We start from the raw sequence: 16,633 nt of genomic DNA, 5'->3' as shown, positions 1-16,633 counted from the left end.
AGCTGTCATGGAAAATCATAACAACACGCAAAGCGGTATTATAGCCTGGTTCGCGAGAAACTCCGTCGCCGCCAACTTACTTATGTTCTTCATCATTGTGATGGGGATAGCTAGCTACTTTACTATCCAGCGCCAGATGTTTCCCAACATCGAAATTAACTATATCACCGTTGAGGCAAACTATCCTGGCGCCTCTCCTCAAGAAATTGAAGAAAGTATTTTCATCAAGGTTGAGGAAGCAGTTAAGGATATTACCGAAATTAAACGCATCGTATCAAGAGCATTTCGCGGTGGCGGTGCGGTCACGTTAGAAATTGATACTAAAGCTGAACTTACCGATGTACTCGACAAGGTAAAACTGCGCGTGGACAGCATTGCCACCTTCCCAGCCGGAATGGAACCTGTGAACGTGTCGCAAGTTGAGTTTCAACAGCAAGTTATCGAAATGCCTATTGTAGGTGATTTACCGCTGTCTGAACTGAAGGTGCTGGCTAAAGAAGTTGAAGATGAGCTATTACAGCTAGGTTCGATTTCCTTAGTTGAAGCCAATACGCCCGATGATGAAATTGCCATTGAAATTAAACCCGATACGCTCAGAAAATATGGGTTAACTATTGGCGATATTACTCAGGCTATTAATAGCTATTCAGCCAATATTTCTGCAGGTCAGCTTAGAACCAATGCTGGTATTGTATCGGTGCGAGTTGAGAACCAGTATTACAGCGGCGATGAATTTAAACAAATTCCCATTAAGATTGGCGCAGGCGGCGCTAAGGTCACGCTAGGTGATGTTGCTTATATTAACGACGGCTTCGTTGAGGGTGAACGCTACTTTAAATACAACGGCATGAACGCCATTTACATCGCCGTTAAAGCAACAAAAACCCAAAACACCATTCCCGTTGCAGAAACGGTTAAAACCTATATTGAACAGAAGAACGAAACCCTCCCTCAGGGCGTCAGTTTAGAAGTTTTAGTGGATATGACCTACTACCTTAACGCACGTTTGGACATGATGTTATCAAACCTCGTTCAAGGCTCTATTCTTGTAGCGCTTATGCTTACCCTATTCCTTCGCTTTAGATTGGCTGTGTGGGTGATGGTCGGTCTGCCAGTGTGCTTTCTTGGCGCAATGATGTTAATGCCTATCTTCGGCGTAAGTATTAATATTTTGTCGCTGTTTGCCTTCATCATGGTACTGGGTATTGTGGTTGATGACGCCATTGTTATTGGGGAAAGTGCCTATACTGAAATTGAGAGTAAAGGTGGTGGCATCGACAATGTTGTCAGAGGCGCGAAACGCGTGGCAACACCCGCAACCTTCGGTGTTTTAACGACAATCGCTGTATTTGCTCCGTTTACGTTAAGCAGTGGTCCAGAAGGCGCATTTTTCTATAACATTGCCGTAGTTGTTATTCTCTGTCTGGCGTTTAGCTTAATAGAATCAAAGCTCATTTTGCCCGCCCACCTTGCCCACACGAAGTTTTCGCCCGTTAAGCAAGATAGTTGGCGAGCCCGCTTTAATCGAAGTTTCTTTGCTTTTGTAAATGGCCCTTATAAGCGCACCGTTGTCAAAGCCATTGAATGGCGCTGGGCAGTATTGATGATGTTTATCGCAATGTTAATGCTAAGCATGGGACTCATTGCTGCTAATTACGTTCGCATGGTTCCAAACCCCAAAGTACCTCATGATTTTCCTAGCGTAAAAATAGAAATGAATGAGAACGTGTCTGATTTAGCCACCATCAATGCACTGAAAATCGTAGAGCAAACTATTTTAGATGTTGAAGAGCAAATTATTGATGAGTTTGGTCAAGGTATGATCAGAGATAGACTCGCCTTTAATGAAGATAGAACCGAAGGTCGAATTTTAGCCCCTCTGGTAAACGAAGAAGATCGTCCCATCGATACTTTCGAGCTTGCCCGTCGCTGGCGCGAAGCTATTCCTGAAATTAGCGGCATGAAGTCCTTTACCGTCGTTGATGATGTAAACGGTGACGGCGATGACGGAGAGTTTGGTTATTTGCTGTTTGGTCCAGACATCGACACATTAAATGCGGCGGGTCTGAAGTTCATCGAAATGCTGCAACAGCAAGACGGACTGTTTGACGTAAGTTCTACTATCGACCCCCCAAGTAAAGAAGTACAGATGACGCTACTTCCTGTTGCTTATGATTTAGGCCTCACCCTTTCTAATATTGCATCACAAGTGGGTGCTGGGTTTTATGGCGGTGAAGCACAGCGCGTTATTCGAAATGGCGAAGAAGTGAGAGTCATGGTTCGCTATCCAGAATTAACCCGTGAGCGCTTCGCTGACTTGAAGTACTCATTGATCACTACGCCAGGCGGACAAGAGGTTATGCTAGGCGACGTGGTAGCGTTAGAGGAAAAACCTGGGATCAGCTATATTCGTCGCGAGGGCGGATACCGCAGCGTTTATATTTGGGGCAACATCGATGAAGAAAAAGTTGAACCTAATGAAATAGTTGAAGAAATTAAGGACAAACTTCTTCCTCAGCTTAAAGAGTTATTTCCATCGGTAATGACAGAGCTTGGCGGCGATATTGAAGAGCAGCAAGCGCAGCAAAATGAGCAGATACTGTTTTTCTTAGCTGCTATGATCATGGTGTATATATTATTAGCGGTGCCGTTAAAAAGTTATGGTCAACCGCTCATTATCATGTCGGTGATACCCTTTAGCTTTACTGGTGCAGTTTTCGGTCACTTTGTACTGGGCTTAGACCTGTCTATGATGTCTAACTTCGGCCTGATTGCCGCAGCAGGGGTTGTAATCAATGACTCGCTAGTAATGACGGACTTTGTGAATCAGCGTCGTGCGCAAGGCTACAGCGTAAGAGAAGCGGTTACAGAAGCAGGTACCGCCCGTTTTAGAGCGATTACCCTTACCTCTATCACCACGTTCGTTGGGGTATTGCCTATCATGTTTGAGACCAGCTTGCAGGCCGCGTTTGTTGTTCCTATGGCTGCGGCATTGGGTTTTGCCGTTCTGTATGCCACATTGGTTACGCTAATTTTGGTGCCTTGCTTATACCTGATTCTGCTAGATTTACATATCCCATATACGTTTATTAAAAGCAAAATTGTGCGTAAGAAGAAGTCTGATGGCAGCGACAATACTGTCTCCGCCCCTCCTCAGCCAAGTAGTTCAATTGACTAGCCTTTTTGGCTGATGATATAAACGAGTACTGTTACGTAAAAATGAGCCTCTAAAGGCTCATTTTTTTCATGTATTGAAAGGAAAATACAATGAGCAATTCAATTTCTATAAGACCCGCAACGCCCAGTGACATATCGCAAATTCGCCAGTTTATTCTGGAACTCGCCATTTATGAAAAAGCCGAGCACGAAGTTGAAGCCTCGGAGGCGGCGCTGTTAAAGACATTATTTGGAGAAGGAGCCACTGCTCACTGTGTAATTTGTGAAAACAATGATGCCCCTGTTGGCTTCGCCGTTTATTTCTTTAATTACTCTACATGGCAAGGACGAAATGGACTCTATCTTGAAGACTTGTACGTATCGCCTGCCTCTCGCGGCCTCGGCGCTGGCAAAGCACTGCTTCAGCATTTAGCCAAAACGGCAGTGGAAAACGACTGCGGTCGATTTGAGTGGAGCGTTTTAGATTGGAACAAGCCTGCAATTGATTTCTATGAGTCGCTTGGCGCGAAACCCAAAAGTGAGTGGCTAGGCTACCGCATGGATGGACAGACACTTATCGACTTTGCCAAACAAGGTTAACATTGCCAGTGCAATAGGCAACATGCTGACTTGCTGACTTGCTGACTTGCTGACTTGCTGACTTGCTGACTTGCTGACTTGCTGACTTGCTGACTTGCTGACTTGCTGACTTGCTGACTTGCTGACTTGCTGACTTGCTGACTTGCATAGCGTGAAGGACAATCAACCATCACTGCAAGTTTTTTAAGCTCATTATCGATGCAATACCCCAAAATTAAGAAAGCCATTCGCATACACGAATGGCTATCTATCACTATATCAATTGTTGGCGCTTTACTTAGAAAGAACCAATTAACGATAAGCGAGCATTAATTGGCGCACCTACGGTTGCCTGATGCGTAGAATGCGCATTAGGGAAGTAAAGCGTATCGGTTAAGTTTTCCACATTTAACTGAAGACGCGTCTTGTCGCTAAGCGTGTAATAGGCTGATGCATCAACGCGAGTATAGCTGGGTAGTACAGGTGAGTCTTCGCCTGTTACGACAAAACTTTCATCTTGATATGTTGCACCAATACCAAAACCAAATACGTCATTGACTTCATAAGTTGTCCATACCGACATGGTATTTTCAGGAAGCTCTCGAAGCGCAACACCACTGGCATTTTCGCCATCTAGGTTGCTGTAGTTCGCAGTAATATGCCACTTGTCAGTGATATATCCCTGGAGTTGGATTTCAAAACCTGAAATATCTGAATCTACTTCTATAAAGCGTTCAACATCATTCGGGTCGTTGTCGAGTGACGTCTGTTCGTTTTCAAAGATAGCCGCGGTAAAGCTCATAGTGTCGTTGAAATCCCACTTAATACCGATTTCTTGGTTAGTAAAGGTATCTGGGTCTAGTGCGTCAGCGTCACCATTGATATTAGCGTATTGCTCGCCACTGCGCGGTAAGAATGATTCGCTGTAGCTTGCGTAGATTGAAATGTTTTCTTGCGGCTTATAGACAAGTCCCGCACGTGGTGATACTTCTTCATCCTTTCTGCTGCGCGTTTCTGCCGCAACAACGTTAAACACTTCAATATCGAAGCTATCAAAGCGCGCACCTAGCACTAGGTCGAAGTTTTCTGATAGTGCAATCTCGTCTTGCACGTAGAAAGAGTAAACGTCCAAGTCTACATGGGTGTCATCGTTAACATCACTAAAAGTAGCAGTAACTGTTTCGCCAACTGAGTTGGTACCAGTTAGGCCTCTGAAACTAAGTGGGCGAGTTACATTAAACATCTCCTGATCGTTTCGCAGCGTATCTTCAGGGTCATTAGCACCTACACGAGAATCGAATTCTGGATTAAAACGGTCTTGATTCGATTTGGTATTAATAACCTCACCGCCAAAGATTACCGTGTGTTCAATGCGACCTGTTGTGAATTCACCGACTAAGTTTGAAGATAAAATCAAATTTTCACGCTGGGTGTTATCTACATAGCCGTCCAACGTTACTTGATTGGCATCCCCGTCGTAACCAGCAGCATAAAAGTTTGCATAAACCTTGTCATAATCGCCATAAAACGCGTTGAAATTTCCTTTGAGGTTATCAGAGAAGGTATGTTCAACATTAGCACGGAATACATCGGCACCTAGTGTTTGATAGTTGTTCTCTGGGTCGCCGAATACAATATCTTCAAACGCTTCTACTGGCTCACCATTGGCCGTTGGCACGCCACGGTCAATAAAACGTTCATGATCAATGTATTCATAAGAAAGGTCTACAATGGTGTCGTCGCTTACTTCAAAGCGAGCCGTAGGGTTGAAGCCATAGCGATCGCCATAGAAAAAGTCGCGATGGTTATCCAGACTTTCGTACATAGCATTAATGCGAAGCGCAGACTTGTCGCCTGTATCAACGTTGGTGTCTAGCTGAAGATTATATGCGCCAAACGTATTAGCAGACACGTTGTAATTTACAAACTTCTCGCCAGTTTTGGCCTTTTTAGATACGCGGTTTAAGATACCGCCAGTACCACCCCGTCCAAATAATAAGGCATTTGGTCCGCGAAGAATTTCAACTTGTTCTATGTTGTAGAGCGCGCGATAGTACTGAACGTCGTCGCGGTTGCCATCTAGGTAGAAATCAGCAGTCGAGCGCACACCGCGAAATACCACAGAATCGCGGTGACCTTCACCTTGAGAGGTATTAACACCTGGCGTGTAATCGATAATTTGACCAACGCTGGTAATACCACGAGCTGTAATTTCTTCAGCCGTCATTATCGACAAGCTTTGCGGCACATCTATGATTGGCGTTGGGCTTTTAATTGAATTTGACTGATTTACTGAAAGGTATTTACCTTCAACCGTTAGTCTCTCAATATCTTCCATATCAGCAGCAAACGCAGCAGGGCTCAAAACTATCGCAGTAGCAATACTCGTAAGTCTAAATTTCACAATTGCTCTCCAAGTGTTCTTCAAAGTGTTGTGTGTTCTTTTTACAACTATGTAAATCTTATTATTTGCTGAGCATTTGTTGTCGCTTCCAATTGCGCCTGCAATTGCAAATAATAATAGTTGTCATTTGTGATGAGGATAATATAGAAAATTTTGTAAGATGACGAGCCCCAAACAAGTAAAATTTAAAAACTCTTTATAAATTTTCTTAATTTTGCGTCCACACGGTGTTTTTATGATCAAAATTCAAACAAAAACAGTGTCTTTATGCCTGTTTCACCGTTTTCGAGGTGTCTTTTGAAGTGGGATTTGAAATGTATTACTCAGGCATGCATTAAGAAATACAGGAAATTAATAGTGAGCTTATTGAAAACGAATAACGAAAAAATAAACGTAGAGGGGTGTAAGTGTTGAAATAAAATAGCTATCACATTACTCATGCAATAGCTTATTAGTTAGCAAGTCCATTACGCCACAGCGTAACGGCTTGTAATGAGAGCCACAGTGTTTTTAGCGATGTTTCGCTTATCTCTATCGCTTAATACGTCGTTTATCTTAAAAAGCTGCGGCCAAAAACACTGCCCTTTTACAAGACTGTCAATTTCATCGACAACCCGACTTAAGTCATCAAACTCAATTTTCTTGTCAGCTTTTGCAGCTTTTAACCAGCGATGCAGAGCCGTTTCTTGCGCCTTTAACTGCGCCACTTCGTCTTTGAGTTTCTCGGGCTCGTAGAAAAAATGCCCAATTGCAACCCTGGCGATATCCAAGTGCGACTCAGTTACGGTAAATTCGATATCTTGAAGAATTAGCTCACAGAGCTGTTCAGATAAATCGCGAGACGAATCGTACTCCACTGTTATACTTAACTTTGCTTCTTCAAACTGCTTGGTTATGAGGTGCATCACCAAATCTTCTTTCGTGGCGAAGTGATTGTACACCGTACGCTTAGACACATTCGCTAATTCAGCGAGCTTATCCATGCTTGTACCACTAACGCCGTATTCTTGAAACGCCTGTGTTGCTGCCTGAATAATTGCTTCGCGTTTTACGTCACTTCGCGTACGTGTGCTGCCCGTCATAACTTTGTTCTCGTATTAAGATACCTTCATTTTACACCGTGTAGTTTACTTTTCAATGCGACCGCACTAAAATGCACTCACTAGTTTACTTTTGGATTTGGCGACAACATTACTTTGTCCAAAGTAATTTGTGTTTGGGTACTCATATTCGCTGAGGTCTGAATGCACACGTCTATTTTCTATTTACCCTGACAATGGATTACATACACCTATGTCCGTGATGCGATTTACTCACATTTTATTTTTAAGCGTTGTTTCGGTTTCTATTCTTTCTGCCTGTTCTTCTGAAGAACCTGCCGAACAACAAATAAAGACTACTCCTCGCTACGTAAAGCTTGCCACTGTTAATAACATACCTGACTTTGATGAGTTCACCTTCCCTGCTGTTGTTTCAGCGGTAAAAACCGTAGATTTAAGTTTTGAAGTTTCAGGTAGACTTATTCAAACCGACTTAGTGACGGGTAGCGATATAGATAAAGGAAAATTGCTGGCGACAATCGACCGCAAGCCCTTTGAACGCCGTGTAGAAGAATCAAAAACGCGCCTTGAACAAGCAAAACGTGAGCTAGACAGAATCGAGAAAATTGTTGCACAAAAGCTGGTTTCGCAAAGCTCATTGGATTCTGCAAAAACCTCTTACGAATTAGCGTTGATTGATTTAAAAAATGCAGAACAGGATTTAAGCTATACACAACTTTATGCGCCTTTCGATGCGAAGGTGTCCCAGCGATTAGTCGAAAATAATAGCTTCGTAGCGGCTGGTACTCCCATAGCCCGCCTGCAAGATGTATCTAAGATTTACTTCAACATCAACGTGCCCGAGCGTTTGCTCACCGCTAATATTGGTCGCGGTATCAAACAAGCTAGCGCTACACTGGCGACTAATCGCAACCGTTGGTATCCGGTTAATTATGTAGAGCATTCCACCCAGCCTGATCCTGTGTCGCAAACCTACGAAGTGGTATTTGCCATGGAACCACGCGAAGAGCTTCCTCTCACACCGGGTGCCCGCGCAGTGGTTAAAGTTAGCCTACAGGGAAGTTTGTATCCCGAGGGCTTAGTGGTGCCTGTACAATCTTTGGTTGGCGATGAGGACTCAGGTTTCGCGGTCTGGGTATTTAACGATGAAACGAGTTCAGTGGTCAAACAAGCCGTCTCGGTTAAGCACATAGAAAACGAATTAGCGGTTATTGAGGGCAAGAACGAAAGCGATATTACGCTGGGCCAACAAGTAGTTGCCGCGGGCGCCACTCAAATGCGTGCAGACATGAAAGTACTTCCTTACCAAGGAGAGAAGTAGTTCATGGATATTGCACGCTATTCAATTGATAAACCCGTTAATATTTGGTTGATGGTCATCATTCTGCTTTTAGGCGGCATTTTGGCTATGAGCAAAATTGGTCGTTTGGAAGACCCTGCGTTCACTATCAAGCAGGTAAAGGTATACACCAATTACCCTGGCGCCAGCGCTGAAAAAGTAGAGCGTGAAGTTACCGAACGCTTGGAAATTGCCATTCAGCAAATGCCGCAGCTAAAGGAAGTAACGTCAATTTCATCCCCCGGCCTCTCGGAAATTACGGTTGAAGTAAAAAGTACCTACGACAGTAACTTATTACCTCAGATTTGGGATGAACTAAGAAAGCGACTTCGCGACACGGCAAGTTCGCTGCCAACCGGTGCGCGAGACCCAGTAGTATTCGACGATTTCGGTGACGTATACGGGCTTTACTATGCGTTAAGTGCACCAGACTTTGATACCCGAGAGCTTCGCGAGTTTGCACGAATTATTCGACGAGACCTGCTAACTACAGAGGGTGTAGCTAAAGTTAATGTCACAGGCGTTCAGAAAGAACAAATTGTGGCGTATATCAACCCTTACCAATTGGCTGGGTTAGGTATTTCGTTCCCCGATCTTGCTGCGCTTTTCGAAGAAAACTTGCGGCCATTTAACGGCGGCCGTATCAAGGTTGACGAGAAAAATGTGCGTCTTATCGTAGAACGGGAACCAGATAGATTAGAAGAAATATCTAACTTAACCGTGGTGATACCCGGCACCACTCGCTCGCTTCGGGTTGCTGATATTGCCACGCTAAAACTAGAACCTGCCGACATACAGCCTGTTTACGTGCGCTACAACGGTGAGGAAGCACTTACTTTATCAGTATCCGCTCTTACCGATGTAAATATCGTTGATGTGGGTGAGCGCGTAAACGCAAAAGTGGAAAAACTGCTTCAAGAGCTGCCTGTCGGCATTACGCTTACGCCGATATACGACCAAGCCTCAGTGGTTGATGAATCAGTAACAGGGTTCATTAATAACCTGGTCATGTCGGTAGCCGTGGTTACCTTAACTCTGTGTTTATTTATGGGGTGGCGCTCAGGTGTAGTAGTTGGCTCTGTGCTTCTTGTTACCGTGCTAGGTACTATTCTTGTTATGTGGCTCATGGATATTCAGCTTCAGAGAATATCCCTTGGTGCTATGGTTATCGCCATGGGTATGCTAGTAGATAACGCTATTGTGGTTGCTGAAGGTATGATGCTTCGCATGGCAACTGGCTCCACGGCTAAAGAATCAGCCAGCTTTATTGTTAAGCGCACTCAATGGCCGCTACTTGGCGCAACGGTTATTGGTATCGCGGCGTTTTCAGGCATCGGCCTTTCAAATGATGCTACCGGCGAGTTTCTTTACTCGCTATTTGCCGTAGTCTTAGTTTCACTAATGATCAGCTGGGTATTAGCAGTAACTTTGGTCCCTGTTCTTGGCGCGTATTTCTACCGAAAAGGTATGAGTCAGACTGCAGGCAACGAACTCTCAGCATCGCAGCGCTGGTTTAAGCGCACGTTGCTAGGCGCGCTTAAGCTTCGTTGGGTTACCATTGGTGCACTCTTTGTCATTACTGTTGTGGCTTATGCAAGCTTTGGTATGGTAAAGCAAGGCTTCTTCCCACCTTCCAACGCTCCACTCTTTTTTGTGCATTATTGGGGCCCGCAAGACAGAGATATTCGTGCAACAGAAGTTATCGCTAAGGAAGCGGAAAAACGTATTCTAGAGATGGAAAATGTAACGGATGTCACTACCTTCATTGGCCAGGGTGCTGACAGATTCACCCTTACTTATGCACCTAAAAGCGCTAATGAAAACTATGCCTTTTTCATGGTTCGAGCAAACGAACTAGATAACATCCCAGCTATTCAAGAGAAGCTTAGAAGTAAGCTTACCGACTTAGACTTCGATGCCAATTTCTATATGGAACGCATGCAGTTTGGGCCCGGTTCTGGTGCAAAACTGGAAGCAAGGTTTTCCGGCCCAGATACTGAAGTGCTTCGTGAATTGGCGGAAAAAGCTAAAGCGCTACTTTTTGCAGACGGTCAAGTTAAAGACGTTCGTCACAACTGGCGCGAAAAAGGCTTTGCCATTAACACCCAGTACGATAACTACAACGCGGGTATTGCGGGCGTATCGCACAATGACTTTAGCCAAACTATTCAATACGCGAGTAGTGGTGTTCAGCTAGGCACAGTGCAAGACGGCGACTACGCCTACAGTATTATTGCGAAAATGGGTAAAGCGGAAGACACCGAGCTTCAGTCGATACGCGAGTCGCAGGTATGGTCTACCCAACAACGTCAGTACGTACCTTTTACACAGGTGTCGCAAGGGTTAGAGTTAATGACCGAAGAAATGCGAATTCATCGCCGTGACCGCGTGCGCACCATTACCGTAGAAGCCGAGCCGGGTGACCATGAGACCGCCGCAAAAGCTCTAGCTCGAATTCGTCCGCTCATTGAAGATATTGACCTACCCGCGGGTTATGCTTTGGAATGGGGCGGCGAGTTTGAAAGCTCTAGCGATGCACAAAAAGCACTAGGTGCCGGATTGCCCGCTGGCTTTTTAGTCATGTTTATTATCTCAGTATTGCTGTTCGGTCATGCACGCCAGCCCCTGATTATTTGGCTTGTGGTACCTATGGCTGTGGTGGGCGTAGTAACAGGCCTTCTTAGTACAGATATGCCTTTCGGCTTTATGTCGCTACTGGGCTTTTTAAGCTTGTTCGGCATGCTTATTAAGAATGCTATTGTACTAATTGAAGAAATTGACCTTCAAATTGAAGAAGGCCTGGCTATTCGACAAGCTATTGTTGACGCTACTATCAGCCGTGTACGTCCTGTGTCATTGGCGGCGGTAACGACTATCTTAGGTATGGCGCCGCTACTGTTCGACGCTTTCTTTGCCGATATGGCAGTAACTATCATGGGCGGCTTGGCATTTGCCACAGTACTTACGCTTATTGCAGTACCTGTGCTTTACAGCCTGTTGTTTAAAGTCAGCTATCGTCAGAGCTAAGCCCTAAAAACTAATGGCCTCTTTACCGCAATATTTATAGACGCAGGTAGAGAGGCCACTTTTTTTGAAAAACTCATAAAATATAGACTAGGCGTACCGAGCTACCGCTTAGCCTCTACTCTACTTTGCATAAACTTCATCACATCGCGCCACGACACCATGCCAACTGGGTGCCTACCCTTATCGATAATGGGGATACAGGAAATCTTATGTGTATTAAAAAGCTCAATGGCCGCGAATACTGAGTCAGTAGGATTCAGCGTTATCACTTCACGGGTCATAATTTGATGGGCGCGTTTATCCAGCGTAGCGCGATCTAGCATACGCTCGCTTAACGTGTCGACGAAAGGACTAATCGATTTCATTAAGTCTCTGTCGGATATAATACCCTGCAGTTTATTGTCGTGAACGACCACTAGATGATGAAAGCCCGTTGCAGCAAATAACTCTCTTAACGACTGCAAGCTATCATCCATGTGCACGCTAACTACACGTGTAGACATAATTTTAGCAATGCTCATCAATACTCCTTATTCACTCAGCTTCTTTCTTTTGAAACATTCTGTCGCTAAATAATTGTCGCGACAACTCTAGACGGCAACCACAACTCTGCATACTAGCTCGGTAAATTAAGCCTTTCTGCCTGCTAATAGTATTAGCTAGGCCCATTAACATAAAACACTCTTAGATAAATATCCGTTGCGTATACTTCAAACGTACGGATTCTCGCCCATGGCCACCGCAACGCAGAATAACCTCAAGTCTAGTTCAAGCTGATGGTAATCAGGCTCCATGTGGCAACAAAATTTATAGAAAGCTTTGTTGTGGTCCTTTTCTTTGAAGTGCGCCAGCTCGTGTACTACTAAGGCCTTTAATAAAGGCTCAGGTGCAAGTAGCAAATCACTATTAATGGCTAAGTCGTGCTTTCGCGTTTTACCTTGCATACGGTAGGTATGCGTACCTAACGCATTGGTAACCATATCTCCCTGTTTCTTAAACGCGGCGCGTCCAAATGGGGGCGCATTTTTTAAGTACTGCTTTTTAAAATCCGTCGCGTACTGGTAAAGCAGCTTATCTGTAGTTATATCATGGGCTTTGGGATATTTTTTCAACAAGTAGCTTTTTAGCCGATTGTCCGAAATTAGCTGTAGGGCTTGTTCTACAATAGTTGAAGGGTAGCCATTAAAATACCGGGCATATTCATTCACGTTTATTTCTCCTTAGCAGAAAGAATTATAAAGCATTTGAACGTTATTGATCACAGAGAGCGGCATGAAAAGTTTAAGCTTGAGTCTACTGAGAGAAAGTGCCTTACGTTTCTTCTTAAGCTATTAAAAAATGACAAGCCAGTCTTCACAATGACTTCTTGGCTGAGCGGTTAGGTGCTATCTACTAACTGTATATAGCTAAATAGAATTATTTTTAAACCGCCTTAACTTGATGCATTTTATTAATTGGTTTTTAGGTACTTTAAATAAAAGCCGTAATTTTTAAATTGCTTCTTCGTTTCTCTACTATCCTTGTACTAAAGTAAAATTGTCAGAACAATGCTTTTTAGGCTACATTTCACGCAGACTTCAAATTGGGTAATACAATGATAAAAAAGCCGTACTTGTTTTTCGCGGCCATCTTCAGCTTGCTGCTGGCTAACAGCCCGTCAGCAGAACAAAATAAGTTAAACATTAGCGGTTTTGGCACCTTAGCAACGGCTACCGCTGATACCAACAAATATCAATTTCGAAACGACCGGTCTCAAGCTGAGTTTGCAAAAAAAGATGGCTTTGCATTCAAGCCCTTGAGCTTAATCGGGGTACAGCTCGATTACAGCCTCTCAAACAACCTCGACTTTGTAGGGCAATTTGTTTATCGAGAGCAAGACGAGCAGGACATAGACTCAATAACGCAGATGGCGTTTTTACGCTATGACGTAACGCCTTCATGGCAGATCAGAGCGGGAAGACTTGCAGCCGATATCTTCCATTTCAGTGATACCAGAGACGTATCTATCGCCTACCCTTGGGTAAAAGTGCCTACAGAAGTTTACGGCATTGTCCCAGCTAGAAGCCTTGACGGCGCTGATATTCGTTACTTAAAACGTTATGAAAACTTCAACCTATCGGTAAAGGGTTTTTGGGGTAAAGGAGAGAGTGACTTTTCTAGTGTCGATTTCGAACCCATTACCTTTGACAACCTGAATACACTGGGCATTGAGTTAACCGCTTTTGATTGGAGCGTTGCGTTAAAACACACGCGCACTGAAGCTGGAAATGATAATTTTGACATAGCACAAGTAACATCAGCGGTTGAATTATTACAACCCCTTTGGAGCGGCGCGAGAGATTTTGCCAATTCATTACAACTACTCGACGCTACTATTCACTATACCTCTCTGTATGCCCACCGTAATTTAGGTGACTGGGAAATATCCGGTGAACTTTCGCATATTGATTCAGAATCTGTCGCACTAAGACCCTCTTTTAATGGCTTTCTAAATATTAGTTATCTTTATGGTGCGCATACCTTTTACGGACTATTTTCTTTTGCAGAAACTGATACCTATTTTCTCAGGGAAGAACAGCCTGAATTTCCCATCATTCCTGCTACAGCTGAACTCGCTATGTTTGTTGAAGAAGTGGCCAGCACACTAGCCCACCGACAGAAGTCATTCTCTGTTGGCTGGCGCTGGGACCTTAAAGAAAATCTAGCTTTTAAAGCCCAAATAGAACGCAGCGATATAGAAGCCAGAGGCACAGGCCTTCGGGCCAGAAATGGTTTAGTTGTGGATGACGAGGCGAGTGTCGCTCATACCCTTTTCTTTGCTTTAAGCTTCAGTTTTTAGGGGAGTATCGTGAGATTTTTTGATCGTTACTTTCTAATGCTTACGGTGCTACTTGGGCTGCAAGGTTTTTCTTGTGCTGTAAACGCCTCAGAGAAAATTGTCGTTGTGACACATCCCAAAAACACCGTGCAATTTTTAGACAAAAAAGGCCTTATTGATTTATTTATGGGTAAGTATTCAGCGTTTCCAAACGGCAAGCTTGCCACCCCTATTGATGTCGAAATTGAGACTGAGCTTAAAACCCAATTTTACCAGGCGTTGGTAGGGCTACCCTTAGCACGTGTAAATGCCTATTGGTCTAGGTTGAAATTTTCTGGTCGAGTAAAGCCTCCCGCAATCGAAAAAACCATAGACGATGTGAAACAGCGGTTGAAAGAAGATGAGTCTGCTCTAGCCTATGTTTATGAGTCCGCTGTCACTGACAGCATGAAAGTGGTATATCGTTTTGATTAATGTTCAAGGATTAGGCTTCCGCTTCTCGCTATTTTTAATCGCGGCGTCAATGTTAGTGGTATTTACCACCGCTGAATTTTTTTATCGCACTACCTATGAAAATGAAATTCGTGATGCCAATAATGATATTGAAGAGCTTTATCAGACGGTAGGGGCGACAGCGTCTATTGCGGCTTTCCTAGAAGATGAAGATTTAGCAAAAGAGGCAATTAATGGCTTGGTTAAAAGCGACAAAATTCTAGGGGCTTCAATAAAAAGCGACGCGCTGTACTATCAATTAAACGTAAACGAAGCCATTGATAGTAATATCAATCCACGTGTTTTTATGGTGAGGCATCCCTTCATGCCAGAAGATATCTTGGCTGAAGTCAATGTATATCCGAATTTCGAGCATATTATTAATCAAGCTGAAAAAATCAGTATTGATAATAGCTATTCGCTTTATGCTGAAGCACTCGTGGTTGGCGGCGTAGCATTATTAATCACATACTACATCATCATCTCTCCCATGCTTCGGGTAGGCCGCTCTTTAAACGAAATCACCCCTGGAACATCACAGCGGATCTCCACTCCTAAATATCACTCCCGAAGTGAAATAGGTAAACTCGTCTACGACACCAACCAGCTGCTGAACAAAGTCGAAGAGCAATTTACCCAAGAACGACAATTAAGAGAAGAAATCGAGTTTCTTGAAAAGCGATTTAGAATGCTGTTTGAGAACGCCAAAACTGCAACTGTTTTGATGGCTGAGAATGGCACTATAGCGCTTCGAAACGAAGCGTTTAATGATTTAGTAGAGAAAACAGAGCTTGGAATAAAGCAAGGCTATGGCGAACTGTTAAACGAACTATTCGAAACACCAGAAGCAATGAAAGCTGCACTTCAAGAAGCCTTTGCGCGAAACGAGTTTGCGACGGGAGAGTACAAGCTAAAAAGTAGCGCAAATGACAATGCCATTTGGGTTCAACTTATTGCTAGCCCATTACTGACAGAAGAAGGTGAACGTTACTACCAGCTTACGTTGAATGACATTTCGAGTCGTAGACAAGAGTTACAAAAGCTTGCGCTACAAGCAGATTTTGACGCTTTAACGGGTATCTACAATCGAAATGGCGGTGAAAAGCTCATAGCCAAACTCATGAGAAAGGAACACCAGTTCGCGTTGGCACTGATCGACCTTAACGGTTTTAAAGCGGTAAATGATATTTACGGTCACGATGCGGGTGACGAGGTTCTCATTTTTGTTGCTGAGCAATTGAAAGAAAAAATACGCAAAAACGACGTCGCGATACGTTGGGGCGGCGATGAATTTATGTTGTTACTGCAAGCGGATGATGAAACGTCGGTTCAGAAAGTGGTAGACAAAGTAAATAGTGGTGTTAAACAGCCCTTCTATTTTAACAATGATACAAGGCCTACTGTGGTTTCTATGAGCGTGGGCGTGGCTTTTTATCCTCAAACAAGCAGTAATATGCATGCGTTGATTAAACTCGCTGACAGTGCCATGTATCAAGCAAAACAAAATAAGGTATCGGCACCTGACGACTACCTTATCTTTGCCAACCAATCTCGTTTCGACAATGGATATATGGATTAGAAAGCTTCTAACCACGCTAAGATCCAACCCCCTTGCCACTATTGATTTGTCAATAAAAGTTACTGTCCTTCGACATCTGCGTAATGAACGCAGCATCAACAAAATCTGTACACTATCAACCGTCTTTTTCGCTGTATTTAAAATGCTTATATCAGCGATAGATTATTTATAAAAACCA

At 43.8% G+C, this 16,633-nt stretch carries 12 protein-coding genes; 7 read left to right on the top strand and 5 right to left on the bottom strand.

Annotated features, from left to right (window positions below; translation table 11 throughout):
• Positions 1–7: 7 nt before the first annotated feature.
• Both ACM0P2_RS06870 and ACM0P2_RS06865 read left to right on the top strand, forming a co-directional pair.
• Positions 8–3,178, top strand: coding sequence for an efflux RND transporter permease subunit (locus ACM0P2_RS06870; protein ID WP_173358823.1), 3,171 nt, complete (start codon positions 8–10; stop codon positions 3,176–3,178).
• A gap of 89 nt (positions 3,179–3,267) precedes the next feature.
• The gene (locus ACM0P2_RS06865) at positions 3,268–3,756 is read left to right on the top strand and encodes a GNAT family N-acetyltransferase (protein WP_105931919.1); all 489 of its coding nucleotides are present in this window, start codon (positions 3,268–3,270) and stop codon (positions 3,754–3,756) included.
• Here ACM0P2_RS06865 and ACM0P2_RS06860 read toward each other — a convergent pair.
• The 3 genes from ACM0P2_RS06860 to ACM0P2_RS06850 all read right to left on the bottom strand — a co-directional run bounded on the left by ACM0P2_RS06860 (position 3,753) and on the right by ACM0P2_RS06850 (position 7,221).
• Positions 3,753–3,983 carry a hypothetical protein gene (locus ACM0P2_RS06860; protein ID WP_419227490.1) on the bottom strand — a complete coding sequence of 77 codons (231 nt, stop codon included), beginning with the start codon at positions 3,981–3,983 and terminating at the stop codon, positions 3,753–3,755. The genes ACM0P2_RS06865 and ACM0P2_RS06860 overlap by 4 nt on opposite strands.
• 50 nt (positions 3,984–4,033) lie before the next feature.
• Positions 4,034–6,139: a TonB-dependent receptor gene (locus ACM0P2_RS06855; RefSeq protein WP_173358824.1), complete on the bottom strand. Its 2,106-nt coding sequence runs from the start codon at positions 6,137–6,139 to the stop codon at positions 4,034–4,036.
• 467 nt (positions 6,140–6,606) lie between these two features.
• A complete protein-coding gene (locus ACM0P2_RS06850; RefSeq protein ID WP_173358825.1) occupies positions 6,607–7,221 on the bottom strand; it encodes a TetR/AcrR family transcriptional regulator in 615 nt (204 codons plus the stop codon).
• Positions 7,222–7,432: 211 nt separating this feature from the next.
• Here ACM0P2_RS06850 and ACM0P2_RS06845 point away from each other — a divergent pair, with 211 nt between their 5' ends.
• Positions 7,433–8,521 (top strand): efflux RND transporter periplasmic adaptor subunit, encoded by a 1,089-nt coding sequence (locus tag ACM0P2_RS06845; protein ID WP_419227489.1) that lies wholly within the window; start codon positions 7,433–7,435, stop codon positions 8,519–8,521.
• A gap of 3 nt (positions 8,522–8,524) precedes the next feature.
• On the top strand, positions 8,525–11,566 hold the full coding sequence (locus tag ACM0P2_RS06840; RefSeq protein WP_173358827.1) for an efflux RND transporter permease subunit: 3,042 nt from the start codon (positions 8,525–8,527) through the stop codon (positions 11,564–11,566).
• 101 nt (positions 11,567–11,667) lie between these two features.
• On the opposite strand, the gene ACM0P2_RS06835 is transcribed toward ACM0P2_RS06840, so the two are convergent.
• A complete protein-coding gene (locus ACM0P2_RS06835) occupies positions 11,668–12,087 on the bottom strand; it encodes a CBS domain-containing protein (RefSeq protein WP_159117983.1) in 420 nt (139 codons plus the stop codon).
• Positions 12,088–12,276: 189 nt separating this feature from the next.
• Entirely contained in the window at positions 12,277–12,774 is a 498-nt protein-coding gene (locus ACM0P2_RS06830) for a M48 family metallopeptidase (RefSeq protein ID WP_419227488.1), read from the bottom strand.
• A gap of 386 nt (positions 12,775–13,160) precedes the next feature.
• Here ACM0P2_RS06830 and ACM0P2_RS06825 point away from each other — a divergent pair, with 386 nt between their 5' ends.
• Genes ACM0P2_RS06825 through ACM0P2_RS06815 form a run of 3 tightly spaced genes read left to right on the top strand, consistent with a single transcriptional unit; the run spans position 13,161 to position 16,455 of the window.
• Positions 13,161–14,405 carry a hypothetical protein gene (locus tag ACM0P2_RS06825; RefSeq protein ID WP_173358828.1) on the top strand — a complete coding sequence of 415 codons (1,245 nt, stop codon included), beginning with the start codon at positions 13,161–13,163 and terminating at the stop codon, positions 14,403–14,405.
• Between the two features lie 9 nt (positions 14,406–14,414).
• On the top strand, positions 14,415–14,858 hold the full coding sequence (locus ACM0P2_RS06820; protein WP_236547072.1) for a hypothetical protein: 444 nt from the start codon (positions 14,415–14,417) through the stop codon (positions 14,856–14,858).
• Positions 14,851–16,455, top strand: coding sequence for a diguanylate cyclase domain-containing protein (locus ACM0P2_RS06815; RefSeq protein WP_419227487.1), 1,605 nt, complete (start codon positions 14,851–14,853; stop codon positions 16,453–16,455). The genes ACM0P2_RS06820 and ACM0P2_RS06815 overlap by 8 nt, the downstream gene beginning before the upstream one ends.
• Positions 16,456–16,633: the final 178 nt, after the last annotated feature.

Source organism: Alteromonas sp. OM2203 (assembly GCF_048517045.1).
In the GTDB taxonomy this organism is placed as follows: Bacteria; Pseudomonadota; Gammaproteobacteria; order Enterobacterales; family Alteromonadaceae; genus Alteromonas; species Alteromonas gracilis.
This window is presented reverse-complemented; position numbering and strand designations above follow the sequence as displayed.

Coding starts and splice junctions, on each gene's coding strand:
- ACM0P2_RS06860 (WP_419227490.1), bottom strand. CDS start 3,983: ATGGCTTTCTTAATTTTGGGGTATTGCATCGATAATGAGCTTAAAAAA.
- ACM0P2_RS06840 (WP_173358827.1), top strand. CDS start 8,525: ATGGATATTGCACGCTATTCAATTGATAAACCCGTTAATATTTGGTTG.
- ACM0P2_RS06865 (WP_105931919.1), top strand. CDS start 3,268: ATGAGCAATTCAATTTCTATAAGACCCGCAACGCCCAGTGACATATCG.
- ACM0P2_RS06870 (WP_173358823.1), top strand. CDS start 8: ATGGAAAATCATAACAACACGCAAAGCGGTATTATAGCCTGGTTCGCG.
- ACM0P2_RS06825 (WP_173358828.1), top strand. CDS start 13,161: ATGATAAAAAAGCCGTACTTGTTTTTCGCGGCCATCTTCAGCTTGCTG.
- ACM0P2_RS06845 (WP_419227489.1), top strand. CDS start 7,433: ATGTCCGTGATGCGATTTACTCACATTTTATTTTTAAGCGTTGTTTCG.
- ACM0P2_RS06835 (WP_159117983.1), bottom strand. CDS start 12,087: ATGAGCATTGCTAAAATTATGTCTACACGTGTAGTTAGCGTGCACATG.
- ACM0P2_RS06850 (WP_173358825.1), bottom strand. CDS start 7,221: ATGACGGGCAGCACACGTACGCGAAGTGACGTAAAACGCGAAGCAATT.